This window comes from Acinetobacter sp. P1(2025), from assembly GCF_051390655.1.
Classification (GTDB): Bacteria; Pseudomonadota; Gammaproteobacteria; order Pseudomonadales; family Moraxellaceae; genus Acinetobacter; species Acinetobacter junii.
On the sequence record NZ_JBPKBJ010000012.1, the window covers coordinates 1 to 15,726 of the forward strand.

Annotated in this window: 14 protein-coding genes and 2 pseudogenes; 7 read left to right on the forward strand and 9 right to left on the reverse strand. The window is 34.1% G+C overall.

What is annotated here, in order from left to right; genetic code table 11:
- Positions 1-114 precede the first annotated feature (114 nt).
- From cap4 to ACSC97_RS04810, 4 genes and pseudogenes are all read left to right on the forward strand, one after another.
- Positions 115-654, forward strand: a pseudogene (cap4, locus tag ACSC97_RS04795) (CD-NTase-associated endodeoxyribonuclease Cap4); the annotation flags it as partial.
- Positions 655-698: 44 nt separating this feature from the next.
- Positions 699-2,594: a hypothetical protein gene (locus ACSC97_RS04800; protein ID WP_436659547.1), complete on the forward strand. Its 1,896-nt coding sequence runs from the start codon at positions 699-701 to the stop codon at positions 2,592-2,594.
- A 94-nt stretch (positions 2,595-2,688) separates the two neighbouring features.
- Positions 2,689-2,893, forward strand: a pseudogene (locus tag ACSC97_RS04805) (transposase domain-containing protein); the annotation flags it as partial.
- A gap of 129 nt (positions 2,894-3,022) precedes the next feature.
- Positions 3,023-3,898 carry a LysR family transcriptional regulator gene (locus ACSC97_RS04810; protein WP_004756399.1) on the forward strand — a complete coding sequence of 292 codons (876 nt, stop codon included), beginning with the start codon at positions 3,023-3,025 and terminating at the stop codon, positions 3,896-3,898.
- A 48-nt stretch (positions 3,899-3,946) separates the two neighbouring features.
- Here ACSC97_RS04810 and ACSC97_RS04815 read toward each other — a convergent pair whose 3' ends face one another.
- Genes ACSC97_RS04815 through ACSC97_RS04855 form a run of 9 tightly spaced genes read right to left on the reverse strand, consistent with a single transcriptional unit; the run spans position 3,947 to position 11,839 of the window.
- Complete coding sequence (locus ACSC97_RS04815; protein ID WP_004756400.1) at positions 3,947-5,008, reverse strand: NAD(P)H-dependent flavin oxidoreductase; 1,062 nt, start codon at positions 5,006-5,008, stop codon at positions 3,947-3,949.
- 33 nt (positions 5,009-5,041) lie between these two features.
- Positions 5,042-6,277: an amino acid--tRNA ligase-related protein gene (locus ACSC97_RS04820; RefSeq protein WP_004756402.1), complete on the reverse strand. Its 1,236-nt coding sequence runs from the start codon at positions 6,275-6,277 to the stop codon at positions 5,042-5,044.
- Positions 6,278-6,295: 18 nt separating this feature from the next.
- On the reverse strand, positions 6,296-6,535 hold the full coding sequence (locus ACSC97_RS04825) for a hypothetical protein (protein ID WP_004756404.1): 240 nt from the start codon (positions 6,533-6,535) through the stop codon (positions 6,296-6,298).
- The gene (locus ACSC97_RS04830; protein WP_004756406.1) at positions 6,532-6,876 is read right to left on the reverse strand and encodes a DsrE family protein; all 345 of its coding nucleotides are present in this window, start codon (positions 6,874-6,876) and stop codon (positions 6,532-6,534) included. The genes ACSC97_RS04825 and ACSC97_RS04830 overlap by 4 nt, the downstream gene beginning before the upstream one ends.
- Positions 6,873-7,223: a DsrE family protein gene (locus tag ACSC97_RS04835; RefSeq protein WP_004756408.1), complete on the reverse strand. Its 351-nt coding sequence runs from the start codon at positions 7,221-7,223 to the stop codon at positions 6,873-6,875. Before ACSC97_RS04835 ends, ACSC97_RS04830 begins: the two co-directional genes overlap by 4 nt.
- Positions 7,220-8,530, reverse strand: a complete 1,311-nt coding sequence (locus ACSC97_RS04840) for a hypothetical protein (protein ID WP_004756409.1) — start codon at positions 8,528-8,530, stop codon at positions 7,220-7,222. Before ACSC97_RS04840 ends, ACSC97_RS04835 begins: the two co-directional genes overlap by 4 nt.
- Positions 8,520-10,046, reverse strand: coding sequence for an NAD(P)-binding domain-containing protein (locus ACSC97_RS04845; RefSeq protein ID WP_004756411.1), 1,527 nt, complete (start codon positions 10,044-10,046; stop codon positions 8,520-8,522). The genes ACSC97_RS04840 and ACSC97_RS04845 overlap by 11 nt, the downstream gene beginning before the upstream one ends.
- Before the next feature lie 31 nt (positions 10,047-10,077).
- Positions 10,078-10,308: a sulfurtransferase TusA family protein gene (locus ACSC97_RS04850; RefSeq protein WP_004756412.1), complete on the reverse strand. Its 231-nt coding sequence runs from the start codon at positions 10,306-10,308 to the stop codon at positions 10,078-10,080.
- A 40-nt stretch (positions 10,309-10,348) separates the two neighbouring features.
- Complete coding sequence (locus ACSC97_RS04855) at positions 10,349-11,839, reverse strand: aminotransferase class V-fold PLP-dependent enzyme (protein WP_005329741.1); 1,491 nt, start codon at positions 11,837-11,839, stop codon at positions 10,349-10,351.
- 319 nt (positions 11,840-12,158) lie between these two features.
- Between ACSC97_RS04855 and ACSC97_RS04860 the strand changes: the two genes are divergently transcribed.
- The 3 genes from ACSC97_RS04860 to ACSC97_RS04870 all read left to right on the forward strand — a co-directional run bounded on the left by ACSC97_RS04860 (position 12,159) and on the right by ACSC97_RS04870 (position 15,541).
- Positions 12,159-12,761, forward strand: a complete 603-nt coding sequence (locus ACSC97_RS04860) for a glutathione S-transferase N-terminal domain-containing protein (RefSeq protein WP_004756424.1) — start codon at positions 12,159-12,161, stop codon at positions 12,759-12,761.
- Positions 12,762-12,892: 131 nt separating this feature from the next.
- Positions 12,893-14,782: an FAD/NAD(P)-binding protein gene (locus ACSC97_RS04865; RefSeq protein ID WP_436659554.1), complete on the forward strand. Its 1,890-nt coding sequence runs from the start codon at positions 12,893-12,895 to the stop codon at positions 14,780-14,782.
- A 66-nt stretch (positions 14,783-14,848) separates the two neighbouring features.
- Entirely contained in the window at positions 14,849-15,541 is a 693-nt protein-coding gene (locus ACSC97_RS04870; protein WP_004756429.1) for an SDR family oxidoreductase, read from the forward strand.
- The last annotated feature ends 185 nt before the right edge of the window (positions 15,542-15,726 follow it).

Genomic DNA, 15,726 nt, shown 5'->3' on the forward strand with positions numbered 1-15,726 from the left:
TGTGCTGAAAAGGCTGCCGACGCATAAAGCGACCCAAATAGAAGAATTACTGCCACATCGCTGGAAATCCAACTCAAATTAAAAAATAGGCATGGGGTTCAGCGGACGCTTACTTTTATTCATAGCAGTGGTGACCGTAGAACCCTCCTTATAGATGGCAAACAAAGAATGTCCAACGCATGTATGCTTGGCTATGTTTTTAGTGCCACACGTAACTTCCTACTTGAAATAGAACATAATGGCCTCGCTTATCGCACTGATGACCATAAACAGAAAGAGGGACAATTTTTTAATAAAATCGACCCTGTTGAGCTACAGGGTGAAACTGAAGCCATAGTTACTATCGGATTTCCTACAACTATAGGTAAAGACATTGACTCTACAATGGATGAAGTAAAGAGCTTACCTAGACTGAATTTAGAAAGCTCTTATGTGATTGATAATATGGAAACTCTAAATCTTGCTGTGAGAGAGGCAAAATCCGCTTTAGTTTCATTCAAATCTGAAAATAAGTTATCTAAATTACACCTCTTTATTAAAGCACCCTCAGTTTTTGCAATGGTCTTGGGACATCGCTTGAATGGTATTTGCGATATCCAGCTTTACGATTGGGTAGATGGGCAATATATCCCTACAGCCGAACTGAACTTATAAGAAGAATTGACTAGTCGATAATATTACCAATAGAGAGGTTGATCATGAACAATCATTCTAATGAAGAAAATACTGATAACTCTTTAGATAAAAAAAAATCACCCGCATTCAAAGTTCTTGAATCCAATGCTGAAAAGTTCTTAATGGTGTGGTGGTATGGGGCGTTAGCAAAAGCTGAACGTAGAAATACCCAACCTAAAGTTCATGTGGCTTTTAGGGAACTTCTGGAAGATTACACACCCACAGATAATTTTATTTTTATTGATGCCAATATAACAGATTTGGTGTCTTGGCCTATTGGCACAGTTTGGCATCATGAACGATTGGTTGATTATCTTCCCTTAGAAATACGGGAGTTTGATATTGACCATACGGATTTTAAACATACCTATGTTCAAACATATAAGCGAGACGAAAAGACTGGGGAAATAGATCATTTCCTCTCAAACATAAATGAATTTTATATTAAGCCAAGCAAACGTGAGAATTGTATTTCTTTCTCCTTAACGGATCAGGAATATAAGGAACTTCTCGTACCTTGTTTTGAGTTTCTGGTTAGAGGGTATGGTCTATCTACTGAACTTCCTAGAATTCTGACAACATACGATGAGGCCGAACGGCATGAACGGCTCTACACTCCTCATCCAGGAGAGGAAGGCACATGGACTGTTCTTATAGGTGATGGCCTTACATTAAATGACCATGTATTTATTGCCTATTATCAATACAGTGAATATACCCAAAATGCTGTAAGGATATTATTTAGCAGTATTGCAAAACATGATGATTTTGATAAAAAAAATCATATATACCCTAAAGTAATGCCATGGCACGAGGAAACGAGAAAGATTCGAGTTTCAGGTTTCAATATTTCTGGTACCAATGCTTTTTTAGGTCTAAGAATTCTTGGAATAGATTTACCAGATCAAACCCTCATCAGAAGTGTCACAAAGGAAGTTCACCAAGTTAAGAAACCTATAGACCACAACGCACCTAAGCCTCCTGAGCTACAACTAGGCTCTGGTCAGATTAATGTATCTGAAGATCAAGGAGGGCGCAGACCATTGTCACAAACGGTTATTTTAGATCATGAATTTGAATGGTTAGGTTCAGGACCCATCGCGAAAAAAAGTAAAACAAAACATGAAAGAACCATTACTCGGTCACAAAGGAAGAAAAATATAAAAGAAACCAATACAGTTGGTACAGGGGAACCTGATAGCTCCAAGGATGTTCTTAATGCCACAATTAATCCGACCACTAATAAAGATAATGCCACAGAATTTGAAGCTCCAGAACAAGGAAGAATTATGGACCTTTGGAATGCTTGCGTAAAAGCACGCTTGTTAAATCCCAGTATTGTCAATGCAGTACACTATTATACTTTTGAAGAAGACTTTAATTACAACGATAAACCCACTCTAATGGCCTTTTCCGTCAATTCAGAAACTTTAGAAAATGAAGATATTTCAGATGGAGAAAAGCAAGCTTATAAAAATTGGTGTTATGCAAATTCAAATAAAACAGCAACTCGCGGAGCATTAGTCATTCGACTATCTCTTAAAAATTGCCCTCCAGTTTATATTTTCGATATACAACCAGCGATTTATATTTCAAATGTAGAGGGAAAAAGCATCCACAAGGAACGTGGGCATTCTGGGCTAGTATTTAGGTCAAAGACCCTAGAACAATTTGAACAGTATATTTCTGATCTCATGAAGAGCTTACCTTTGTCAGAGGGCTCTTATTCGAAAACTCTTCAGGGCTCCAATCTTGTTACCCAATTATTTGTTTTTAGGCGCTCAAAATCTGCTGGCTTTTCAGATGGTGAATCAACTTTATTGAATGCTCTAAGAAAAATTGGAATTACCAATATTCAGTTAAAGGAAAAAACAGAAGAAAAGCCTTATCTATTGAGATTAATAACCTTTAATCTCTAAATTCTTTGGTAACTTAATAGCAGATTTATATCTTTCCATTGCAAGTAATCTTTTAGACATAGGTCACCTATAATGTAAAGATTTTTATTTTTCTTGGGCTTTAGGCAGAAAAAACTGGTTATTTGCAGGATCATTACTTAGAGGTCAACGGGCAGACGAACATCATGACTTTAATTCAGTCAGCCAAACTGAATGGTCTGGATCCGTATGCCTAGTTCAGTGATGTGTTAAAAAGACTACCAACACATAAAATGAAAGACATCGAAGAGCTACTACCACATATGTGGAAGCCTGTTTGAGTCAAGTGGGTTTAATCAAATGCTTACATTTATCGAATAAAAACTGAATCTCTCTAGATGATTAACATTATTTAGTTTATTATTCATTTATTCTGATTTATAAATAACAAATCAATTTTTGGAATAAATATGGATATCAAGGGGTTAAAGGTTTTTAATGCTGTTATTGAAACAGGAAGTTTTTCAGGGGCAGCTCAGAAACTTCATTGTGTTCAGCCCAATATTACTTCACATATCAATAAATTAGAAAGTCTATTAGGTGTAAGATTATTGGTTCGATCTCCTAAAGGTATTTGTCTAACCGCTGAAGGTGTTAAACTTAAAAAATATAGCGATCAGATCTTAGATCTTGTAGATGCAGCATCGGATGATCTTAGTTCTGACAATAATACATTACAGTCATGTCCACTTGATATCGGCATTCTACAAACTGTTAACCAACGTAATCTTATTGATTGTATCCAGCATCTAAACAATAAAACGAAACAACCATTATCAATAAAAACTATGTCTTTAAACCATTTAAAATCAGAATTGATCGCTGGAAATATTGATTGTGGATTAATTAATGAAGAATTAATTCATCCTTGTATCTATAATATTCCTTTATGGAAAGAAACGGCTGTACTTTGTTATAACAATAAATTATTTCCACCACTTACCCAATATTCTAAAGAAATTAATCTTATCGCTTATCCAAAGGGTTGCTATTACCGCCAAATTGGTGAGAAAATTTTATTAAATCAAAATATTAATTTCACAACAATTGATTTCGACAATATTGACAATATATATCAGGCAGTTCTCAATGGTTTAGGGTATGCAGTGTTACCCCATAGTTATATTGAGAGAATGAATAATGATCTTATTACTTTACAAGAGATCCATGATACTGATAGCTCAGTACAAATATGGTTCTCATGTCAAAATCGTTACTTATATAATTTTAAAGAGCTTTATTTACTTCATGACATTCTTATTCACAATGTTTCAGCTAGATGTTAGGTTAATAAGGAAGATCATGTTCTTCCTTATTATTAAAGAAATATAAAATTAAATAGATTTACTTTTGTACCATTCATCTACAAGTGTACTGACTAATTTTTGCATTGAGAGAGGACGTCCCATACCTACACCTTGCCCTGCCCAAAGCGACATAAATTCCGCATTATTTTGTTCTTTTGCCCATTTACGTATAGGCCCAGATAATGCATTCTGAATAGGATAAATTGGTACTGTCTCATTATTTGCCAACTCTCTCATAAATTGATTCTCAATCCCTCTAGCAAGTTTACCTGAGAATGTTTGAGTCAGTTTGGTATCATGACCAGATGAGCTTAGTAATTTATTACGATATGCTGGCGATAAATTAGCTTCATCACAAAATAAAAATGCTGTGCCTAACTGAACCATATCAGCACCAATAGATTGCAGTGCTGCTATAGTTTGTCCAGTCATAATCCCACCAGCAGCGATTAATGGTAATTTTACTTTAGCTTTTGTTTCTATAAGCAGAGGCAATAAAGCCATTCCTCTATCTTCGGATTTTAAAAACATACCTCGATGGCCGCCAGCTTCAACGCCTTGTAAACAAATTGCATCAGCTCCTATAGCCTCCCATGCTAGGGCTTCTTGTACAGTAGTTGCTGTGCCAATGACAAAACATCCTTGCTCATGCAAATTTGTAATTTGTTGTTTATTAAGAATACCAAATGTAAAGCTTGCGATCTCTGGCCGTAATTGCAAAAGGACATCAAACTGTTCACTAAATTTTGGAGCAAATTTAGTAGGTAGCTCTAATGGTGGTAAATTTAGAGAGGTATGTAATTTCTGTAACTTCTCGATATCCAACTTATCCCAATCATGTTTAGGATGATCATTGATGATGAATAAATTAATATTAAAAGGTTTATTCGTAAGCTGACGTATCTTTTCAACGGTAGATTTAATCGCAGAGGGTTCAAGCATCCCCGCACCTAATGATCCTAAAATCCCAATTTCACATGCTTGAGCAACCATTTCCGCAGTTGTTATTCCTGCCATGGGAGCCTGAATAATTGGATACTTAAATTGGAATCTCTCAGTAATCATTTTTGCATGTCCTGATAAAATCATTATCTAACTCCTATAACATTTAATTCTGATTACTTAGGGTTTTAATAAACCTTGAGGTATACGAGGGAATAAAGTTGCTTGGCGTATATCATTTACTCCCATAAAGGTTGCAACAAGCCTATCAAAACCAATTGAAAAACCTGAATGAGGTACACAACCGTGACGACGTATATCAACAAACCAAGCGAATTCATCCAAGTCATGGCCAAAATATTCTAGATTTGCTTTGAGTTCTTCATAGTCAGAAACTCGTGTACCACCACCAACTATCTCACCTTGTCCCATATGAGAAAAGAGATCATTCGATGGGCTTAAATCATAGTTATCTGTACTATGAGCGAACCAAAAGTTTTTTAGACTCATTGGAAAATCAGTTATAAAATATGGTACTTTTACATGTTTACCAATTGCATTGTTATGCTCTTCTGTATAATCATTTCCATAATCAAATAAGTATCCTAATTCGTTAAGTAAAGTTACAGACTCATCATACGTAATACGTGCAAATGGTTTCAGTAACTGATCCAAATGTTCTGTCCCTAACTGAGCTTTTGCATATAAATCGGTATGCTTTTTGAGTTTTTCTGCGATAAAGTGGATTAAGTCCTGTTCCATTTGCATAATTTCATCATTACTAGCCCATGCCAAATCTACTTGCAATTGCCAAATTTCAACCAGATGTATACCTGTTGCATCAGTTTCTCGTCGAAAAGAGGGATTTAATGCATAGACTCTTTCTACCCCACTAACTAGCGCATCAGCATACATCCATGGACTTTGGATAAGAGTCGCAACCTGTTTTCCGTAATAAGGAAACGTAAATACATCACCACTACAAACACAAGATGCATTTGTTAAAATTGGGGTTTGAACCAACATACAATTTTGATCATCCAAAAATTCAAAAGCATATTTTCTAACAAGATGGCGAAACTCTGCTGTAGCTCGAAAGAAATTATTACGTATGCCTAAGTGTCGATGTTCAAGGTCTTTGTAGTTATATTGATTAATATCGATAGGTAATGGCTCTGCTGTATGCAATACATTTAAAGTACATAAAGGATCTTTTTCTGAAATATCACCATTTAATTGTACTATTGATTGTAATGGCAAGTTTTCTAAAAAATGATCTTTATCATCTACACGCCAATTATGTATTTGGTTATTTTGTCGAATCGAGACATTAAAAATCCCTTTTTCCAATAATTGAATTTGTTCAATCCAACCTGCCGCGACCAATTGTTGTTGTGTATTTCTTAGATTTTGCATGTGATACTCCTGATACTATTAGATGGTTAAAATCACTTCATGTTTATTGAATAATTCAGTTAAAAAATCATTACTAATACATTCCGCATATGGAGATATATGCTTCAAAGGTTCTGTTGACCATATAAAATGTGGCTGGTTCGTGAAACTACGGCTAAATATGGATTCTGCAACCAATAAAACTACATCGTTCTTAATTCTAATTTCTTGATACTTTTCAATAGCATTTAAGCTTGTCAAAATAACTAAACGGCTCATAAGAAAAATGCCTTATCATATCGATTGATATATGCTGAAAATTGCTCATTCGTTAGAAATTGCACTGGAAATTTTGTTCCATATTCCTCAAGCCCCCTTTGATCCAAATCGGATTTTCGCACAACCAAAGGAACATCACTTTCTACTAAAAACTTGTATTGATTAGAAAAATTATAAAACGGACTACTATGATCATGATGTAGAAGATAGACAGCATCATGCCAAAATGCAAAACTCACATCGGTATCACTACTAATAGAAAGTGCCATTCGAGCAACTTGCATGTTTATATCAGACATAGCTGGACTTTGACTAAGAACAAATAAAGCGGATACATTCATTTGGAGTCTCCTCCAAAGAAGATGATGCGATCTGCCATATTGTATTGCTCTGCAAACGTCATCATATTTTCTATTTGGATTCCTTCCTGAACATTGCTCTCATCTAATCCAGAAAATTTAGCCATGTTGACGCAAGTAGATACTGTTGCACCTTGAGCAATTAGTTTTCTTAAGCGAATAATATGGTTCTTTATGCTTTGTGTCTGAATAGCATTGTAGATCCCATTACCAATTAAAAAGATGTTGACCTGAAGCCCTTTATCCAAAAAGACCTTAGCCATTTCTAATGCGGCTAATGTGCGACTTTCCCTAGGCCCACAAGCGAGTACAAAGAAAATATTTTTCAATACATGATCCTCATTTCAATTAAAACTACAAATAGTAAGGTTAAAAAACTACTACTGATAAAAAGGAACCTCAAATCTGGTTTGTACCAAGAGTTATCTCCAAGAGTTGCATTCACAGTTAAGTTGATGACTGAACTTGGGGAAATAATGAGTGATTGCACCCAATAACACAGCCAAAGGGTTATAATTATGGGAAGGCTGATTTCATTCGTTAACGGACTAATTAAAGGTGCAACGATACAGAAAGGAATGATGGGATGTAGCCCTATTCGACATACCAAGGGCATAACAATTAGTAATAAAATACAAATTAGAAAGCTAGTTAAATACACTGGTATTTGTGAAAAAATGCCTATTTGTATACCTTCAAAGATATCATAAAGACGTATTGCTAATATGCCACAGGCAATGAATAATATGAGTTCAGGTAGGAGCTTTGTCTGAGCTATATTGATTAATTGAAATAAATCTGAGTGGTTATTAATGATACTGCTAGAAAACCAAGTGATAAAACATGCGATAAATATTGATTGAGAATATGGTTTATGCAGAATAATACTCAATGTTAATAATGTACCGAGAAAAATAATAACAGGTAATAGACTCTTCCACCTATTTATGTTTGTGATTGAAATGTCAGGTGGAGTAATTTCTTTAATGATGTTTATATTATTACTGAACAAATGATTTGATCTATAAGCATTTAATCCAATTAGTGCAATCATAATAACGATGGCAAATAGACTTATAGACATTACACTGAACCAACTAATCGCTGGAAACATGCTTAATGTTAATAGTACAGGCGCAGAAGTAGGAGCTAAAAGGTTAGCTGTAGCAACTCCGCGAGCAACAATATTGGGTATTTCTCTATTGTTTGTCAGTTCTTTCTTACTTAAACCTGCCAACAAGATTGGTATAGTACCCATGTTAAATATAGGTGATATACCAACTGATACACCAAGTGTTATCCAAGGGCGACGATGTTGAGTCAGCCACTGTGAGAGTATCTGACTTATCGCACTATTAGCAATTGCACTTCTCAGGAGATTCAGTGATACCAACATAATTATGACATCTACATATGGCATGAGTTTATGCCATACCGTTGTCCAGTGATTAGGTAAAATGACTGCAAGTATTAATATGAATAGTGCTATCTTTCCACTACGCAGTTTTATCCATGACCAGTGTTGTGTAAATAGAATAGTTAATAATATAAAAACTGCTAGAAGAGCTTGCTCAGGAGCAAAAATTCGCAGCAATGCTAATAATAGCCATAATCCAGAACGTAAATTAATTATCATGTTTTAATCGCTGAGAGATACCATACATTAGTGCTTTACTAGTAAGTGCGGAACCTGCAATAAATTGGCACTTGGGACCTATTCTTTTCATAGCGGCATAGCCACCGAAGAACAGCCCAGGTACACTAGACATACAATTTTCATCTAGTAACGGAAAACCATCTGAACTCTTTATTTGATGTTGTAAATCACTTAAGGGCTTTATTTTATTGATCTCATATTTATAACCAGTGCCAAGAATTAAGTGGTCTACATACTCACATTGCCCACTACGTGCTTTAAGTTCTAATTTTCCATCGGATAAAACATTGGCTTGTATTAAATCGAATTTTGGAATTATTTTTAGCTTATCCCATTGATTAATCAACTTCATTTTTGGCTCAGTAGTTCCTTTTAATAAATAGGATAAGAACCGCTTTTGTATAAATGAAGGTAGACGATAAACAAAACTATCAGCATTCTTAGAACACCATTTGTAGAGATGATTTCCTGGTGAATGTAAATTACGAAAGATGAGATTGCTATCACGAATTAATAATTTTACTTGTGCCCCACTATCAATAGCTAGTATTGCATGTTCAGCAGCACTTTGACCTGCGCCTATTACTGCAATTTTATAATCTTTGGATAAGGTGTTCGGAATATTTGTATCACTTGAATGTGTGAAATTTTTACTAGGAATTTGACGTAAAATTTTTGGAATATTCTCCATTCCTTTAAGACCAGCACACCAAACCAAATTACGACATTTTACAGTTTGGTATTGATCCGCCATTCGTAGTTGTACATTGTAGCTATTGTCCTGATAGTCTACTTTTTCAGCAGTAAATGGTAATGGAGTTAGATTTTGTTTTGTGACGAAGTAATTGAAATACGCTAAAGCTAGAGGCATCGAAACAGGTTGATCAATTGGAACACCAATACACTGAGCAAAGCTTATAAAGTCCATGTCATTTATAGGTGTATTGATACCTGATGCAGCAGCAGGAGAGCGGAGATCATTTGGCAAAATATGATATAGCCAAAAGCTGAATGGTTCGCCAAGCCACAAGTAATTTAAACCAGCATGTTCAGCATGTGCTGCTAAAGAGGCTCCACTAGGCCCAGCACCAACAATAACCAAATCATATGAATTTTCTATTGGAAGCTTTTTCGTTTGTACTTCTAAAGAATCTAAGCCACGTTTAGAGCAGTTAAATGTCAATGATAAACTACCAAGAGTTCCCAATGCAATAATAGGAAAAAATTTACCAGATTCGGAGAGAACACGTTTATCGAGAGTTCTAAGTTTTTGGTCTCTGATATTAGATGGTATATGATTAATAATGCGTTGTTCGATATTTAATGCAGTTAGTGACTCAATGGTAAGTTCATCATAGCCTTCAATCAAAATAAGGCTATTTTTATCTACCCATTTACGATGATGATCAACAATAAGCCATCCTTCACCTTGATTAACACTCAATACTATAGCCAATTTATTTAATATAACTTTTTGTCTTTGCATGTCAGCCATTTTAGCTCTTTCCATTGGTTAAACTTTTGCTCTAAATTTTTATAACAATCAGAAATTCAGTATCATTTATTCTTTGATCAACACATCCATATTCATTTTTCTGACAAAATAAATAGATATCTTTGACAACGTCTAAATGATCAGTTATAACTTCTAGATTTTTCAGATCAGAATTATTTTTAAGCATCCTCTTAATCCTTAATATTGGAATAGGACATCTTAGCCCCTGCAGATTGATACGCCCTAAATCCATATTTTCCATAAAATCCTCATATCGTGATCAATTAAATAAAATATGATTATCAATATTCATTTATGACTAAATTTACAAACTCAACCTCGCCCTTATTTAATTTTTTTAAATGATCTCTGATATATTTTTCCATTACAATTTCAGGTTGTGATAATGGCAAAGGTAGTTCTTTTTCAGATATATGAATAAATCCACCAGTTGTATCTTCAATATATTGTTCTTTGTAATAATCAATATGAGATATGATTTCAATTAGTGCGGAAACAACACAATCTATATCTTCTACAGTGTTGTATAGTCCAAGACTAATGCGAACCATACCTTTATATCGATCAATATAAGCATCAACTTGCTCTTCAGGTAAATCTATGTCATCAGCCATGCTCCAAAGTTCTTCTCGTATGAGTGAACGTACATATGGATGAGCACAAAAGCATTGATTCCTGACAGCAATACCAAAGTAATCATTGAGAATAATTGCTGTGAGTTTATGTGGTAATTTATTAATATTGAAAGAAATAACCCCAACACGATTATGAGGATCTAAATTGCCATATACTGTAATTTGAGGAATCTCGGCTAATTTATTTAACAAATATTGAGTAAGAGATTGTTCTTTTGCTTGAACATTATGCATCCCCACTCTTCGTAGGGTGTTAGCTGTAACACCAAGCATAATACTACCAACAATATTAGGTGTCCCAGCTAATTCTCGGTCAGGGTAAATATTTGAAATGGCATAATCACTTAATGAAACATCAGTAACCATTCCTCCCCCTAAATCGATAGGTTTGGATGAATCTAATAGAACTTTTTTAATGATTAAAACACCTGGTGAGGATGGCGCATACATTTTATGTCCAGCCAAAACCAACGCATCTGCCTTGCATATGGCTAAATCAATAGGCATATGCGGTCCCATTTGTGCTGCATCTATAATGATATAGCTATCATAGCTATGAGCTAATTTAGCTATTTTTTCAATTGGGTTAATGATACCTGTAACATTACTCACTCCAGTAACAGCTACATACGATACATCTTTTGTCTTTAATTCTTGTTCAAGTTTCTCAATATCGATTCCTCCAAGACCAGTTGGTGTATCAAGTAAAGATAAATGTGTTACCTCACTTCGTTGTCTATGTGGTAAATCATTAGAGTGATGTTCCATCAAAGAAACAAGCACACGAGGCTTTGGATTGATTTGTCGTAATATTTGAGATGCTCGATTAATTGCTGCTGTTGCGCCACTACCCAAAAATATACATGTATAAATCTCAGGATCTGCATTAACCAGTTTCAGAATTTCATTAGCAGACCACTCAAAAAGTTGAGTCGATATTTTTGCAGAGTTATGGCTATCACTATGAACATTTGCATAGTACTTTAGATAATCATTAATAAAATTTACGGAAGGTAGGAATGCCAAACTTGATGCTGTTGAATCCAAATAGCATTGTCGAATGTTCGTTCCCAATCTTGTTGGATATTTTGTTTCCAATCCTATAAAAAGGTTTCTAATTTGATCCAGATTTATCATAGATTTATTCACCACATAATATAAAATATTTTAGGCACAACAAAAGCAATTTAAATTACACATAATTACTGCAAAAAAAATCCAGCAAAAATTAGTGTGACAATTATTAACACCACTATTAAAAATATGGAAATAAATAAAAATTATAGACCTATAAAAATTACTTAATTGACAGGTCTTTATATGATCTTTAATTTTACTTCTGTTTTAATACATCAAACGATTTTCTTTGATATTTATTCAAACAAAATCAAATATACAAGCAAGCATAAATATTTATTTTATGTACTTTTAAACAAAAATTTAAATGGTAGTACCTATGAGGCTTATAATATCACCAACATCTCCATATTCCCGCAAGGCAAGAGTACTACTACGTGAAAAAGGTTTAGAAGCTATAGTTACAGAAGTAATAACAAATGTTTATGAGTCAAATCTGGTTACAAAATACAACCCTCTTGGGCGAGTTCCAGTTTTGAAAGATCAGTCACTTAATATTTATGACAGCATCATAATATGTCAATATTTAAATAATTATCAACCTGATATTAAAAAATCAATCTACTCATTATCTAATAGTACATGGGAAGATCAAATACGTGTAGCACTAGCAGATGGAATAATTGATAGTGCCTTACAATTAGTTATAGAAAGCAGACGACCTATTGAATATCAGTCTTCAATGATTATTGAACGTCATACTGCCCACATTCTTCGTGGGCTTCAGGCTTGTGAAGAACAAATCAGTGAATATAAAATCAAATTTGATATCCCAGAAATCGGTTTAGCATGTGCACTTTCCTATTTAAATTTCAGATTACCAAATATTAACTGGGGGAGTAAATATCACGAACTTTACGAATGGTTTGAAAAAGTTAAACAATATAAATCCATGAAAGAAACAGAGTTCACAATACTATAATTTTTTGTTTATAGGTTTATTAACCAAAGAAATGGAGGAAATTAATTTAAACTTACTAAAATATTTTATAGAACAATATTTTTAAGTATTTTTTGTGAATTAATCAACTCCATTTTATTCAAGGAACATATATGAACAAGGTGAGAATTGCTATTATTGGTATGGGGCCTAGAGGTCTTAGTATATTAGAACGGCTTAATGCAATATACAAAATTTCAGATCAGAATCTTAAGTTTGAGTTGCACTTAATAGATCCTCGTGTTTATGGGCAAGGTATTCATACTTCAGAGCAATCAGATCATCTTTTGGTAAATACCATAGCCTGCCAAATAACAATGTTTAGCGATGATTCGGTAACAGATGCTGGACCAATTATTCCAGGTTTATCTATTCTTGAATGGGCAAGGCAGCATGGATACCGAGAATTAAATAATAAATTTCTTTATTTAGGCAATCATATCTGTAATGAAATCAATGCTAATGCTTATTTACCACGTCGTATGTTAGGTGAATATTTATCTTGGGTTTATCGTGAACAAATCAATCAATTACATCCAAATATTAAAATAATTCGTCATCAACAACTTGCATACAATATTGATTCAATGGATGATGGCCAGCAGATTATCACATTGGCGAATGGGTATACTTTTCATGCTGATAAAGTATTTATTACAACAGGTCATGGAGAAAATACACCATCACCACAAGATTTGATGTACCTCAAATTTGTTCAGGAGGTTGCAAAAACCAACCACAAAGCTGATTTTATTAGAAATATTACAAATACTTATTCGTTACATCACATTAGTTCAGAAGCTGTCGTTGCAATTGAAGGTATAGGCCTCACAACATATGACCTAATTTCTCAACTAACCGAAGGTCGATCTGGAAAATTTATAAAAAATACAGATGGTACCTTGAAATATCTTCCCTCTGGTGAGGAACCACATATCCTAGTGTATTCTCGCTATGGCTTACCATATGCAAGTAGAGGAATAAATCAGAAAGGTGCACATGGACAATATCAAGCTCGTTTTTTTACAACCAATGCAATTGATAAATTACGTATAGCTAATCAACAAAATAGAGGCAATGGGCAACTTGATTTTGAGCAGGAATTGCTTCCAATTTTGTTGAAAGAAATGTGTTATGTATATCGATGTACTATAGATAAGAAATGGTACGATATAGAAGCTTATGTGCCTACATCTGATGACTTTACCAAGATTGAGCAAATTTTCTTTGGAAAATTACCAAGTTTGCAAAACTATGAAGCATTCAAGGAATACGCAATAAACTATCTGCAAACAGATATTGAAGATGCCTTAAAAGGGAACATTGATGGTGCTATTAAAGCAACAACAGATATTATTAGGGATATTCGGGATTGTTTACGTTATGCTGTTGATTATGCAGGATTAACACCAACATCACATAAAATATTTATTGAACAATATTGTCCTATTATGAATCGAATTGCTGTTGGACCTCCTGTTATACGTAGCCAACAACTATTAGCTTTACTAAATGCTGGAGTTATTGAATTTGCTTGTGGTCCAAAAGGGCGTGTTGAACTTAATTACCAGACAAGTCGCTTTAACATTATTAGTGAATTTTCTGATGGCTCATATACGAGTAGTGCTGACATTCTAATAAAAGCAAGAACAGATACTTTCTATCCAGCATTAGATAAATCTCCATTCATTGCGAACCTATTAAAGAATGGCACAATCCAACCTTTCTTTAATGGTGATTATCATCCAAGTGGTATAGTAATAAGTCATCATCATCATCCTATCAATAAAAATGGTGATGAAGTGAAGGCACTTTGGGCCCTAGGAAATATAGTTGAAGGAGCAAACTTCTATACTTATGTCTTACCTCGCCCAGGCGTCAACTCACGTGCAATTAGAGATGCAGGTAAATGTGTCTTAGAACTCTTTGAACAATTAGAAACCCATGAAGTAGTTGCCGCCTCAAAAGTAAAGAACAGTCAAGAGCTAATCGAAACTCTCTAATACTAAGTAACCAGCTGAGTTAAAGAGAGATTTATATGTGTCTTCCATTAGATAAATAGGTAAATTATGAAACAAGTAGTTATTACTGGTGCAAGTCAAGGAATTGGTCAAGAAATTGCTAAACTATTTTTGAATCAAGGATATATCGTACATAATATTTCTCGTCATGCACCACAATATTCACATCCTAATTTACGCCATTGGCAAGCAGATATGCTTTATTATGATCAGCTTGAACAAGTAATTCATCAAATTGGTTCATTTGATGTTCTAATTAATAATGCAGGTTATATGAATACGCTTACGGCAAGCTCATATACATGGAATGAAATGCATAACATCATGAATGTGAATTTGATTCACACAATACAATTGAGCATTGATGTTGCAGAAAATATTTTTAAAATACAGCAATCAGGCCGTATTATAAGTATTGCCTCAATTGCAGGGCAAATTGGACACCCTGATATTTGGTATGGCATTTCAAAAGCAGGATTGATTAATGGGATGCGTAGTATGGCTCGAAGTCATGCTCAGCATAATATTCAAACTTTTAGTATTGCGCCAGGTCCCGTTGAAACAGAAATAATGAAAAAGATCCCATTTGAGAGACAAAAACGTTTAAAGGAAGCAACCTTAAATCACAAGTTTTGCCAAGTACAAGAGATTGCCAATACAGCTTTGTGGCTAGCTGATAAGGCACCAAATTGTTTAAGTGGTGAAGTATTTGATTTAAATAATGGAGTGAATTATCGTTAATTATACCAAGAAACTGCTATATTTATTGAACGTTAAGACAGTTAAATCAAGTACATATATCGTATTGGCATATATGTTCAGTATGATATGCTTGATCTATTTTCTATATTCAATCAAAATTATAAGTGAATATAAATAAAAAATATTTATTTTCAATAAAATCAACAATGTAGATGAATTCAATT

Excerpts from the sequence above, each read along its gene's own strand:
- ACSC97_RS04815 (WP_004756400.1), bottom strand. The coding sequence starts at position 5,008 with ATGATTTTATCAGGACATGCAAAAATGATTACTGAGAGATTCCAATTT.
- ACSC97_RS04830 (WP_004756406.1), bottom strand. The coding sequence starts at position 6,876 with ATGAATGTATCCGCTTTATTTGTTCTTAGTCAAAGTCCAGCTATGTCT.
- ACSC97_RS04855 (WP_005329741.1), bottom strand. The coding sequence starts at position 11,839 with ATGATAAATCTGGATCAAATTAGAAACCTTTTTATAGGATTGGAAACA.
- ACSC97_RS04860 (WP_004756424.1), top strand. The coding sequence starts at position 12,159 with ATGAGGCTTATAATATCACCAACATCTCCATATTCCCGCAAGGCAAGA.
- ACSC97_RS04870 (WP_004756429.1), top strand. The coding sequence starts at position 14,849 with ATGAAACAAGTAGTTATTACTGGTGCAAGTCAAGGAATTGGTCAAGAA.
- ACSC97_RS04850 (WP_004756412.1), bottom strand. The coding sequence starts at position 10,308 with ATGGAAAATATGGATTTAGGGCGTATCAATCTGCAGGGGCTAAGATGT.
- ACSC97_RS04820 (WP_004756402.1), bottom strand. The coding sequence starts at position 6,277 with ATGCAAAATCTAAGAAATACACAACAACAATTGGTCGCGGCAGGTTGG.
- ACSC97_RS04825 (WP_004756404.1), bottom strand. The coding sequence starts at position 6,535 with ATGAGCCGTTTAGTTATTTTGACAAGCTTAAATGCTATTGAAAAGTAT.
- ACSC97_RS04845 (WP_004756411.1), bottom strand. The coding sequence starts at position 10,046 with ATGGCTGACATGCAAAGACAAAAAGTTATATTAAATAAATTGGCTATA.
- ACSC97_RS04800 (WP_436659547.1), top strand. The coding sequence starts at position 699 with ATGAACAATCATTCTAATGAAGAAAATACTGATAACTCTTTAGATAAA.
- ACSC97_RS04865 (WP_436659554.1), top strand. The coding sequence starts at position 12,893 with ATGAACAAGGTGAGAATTGCTATTATTGGTATGGGGCCTAGAGGTCTT.
- ACSC97_RS04840 (WP_004756409.1), bottom strand. The coding sequence starts at position 8,530 with ATGATAATTAATTTACGTTCTGGATTATGGCTATTATTAGCATTGCTG.
- ACSC97_RS04810 (WP_004756399.1), top strand. The coding sequence starts at position 3,023 with ATGGATATCAAGGGGTTAAAGGTTTTTAATGCTGTTATTGAAACAGGA.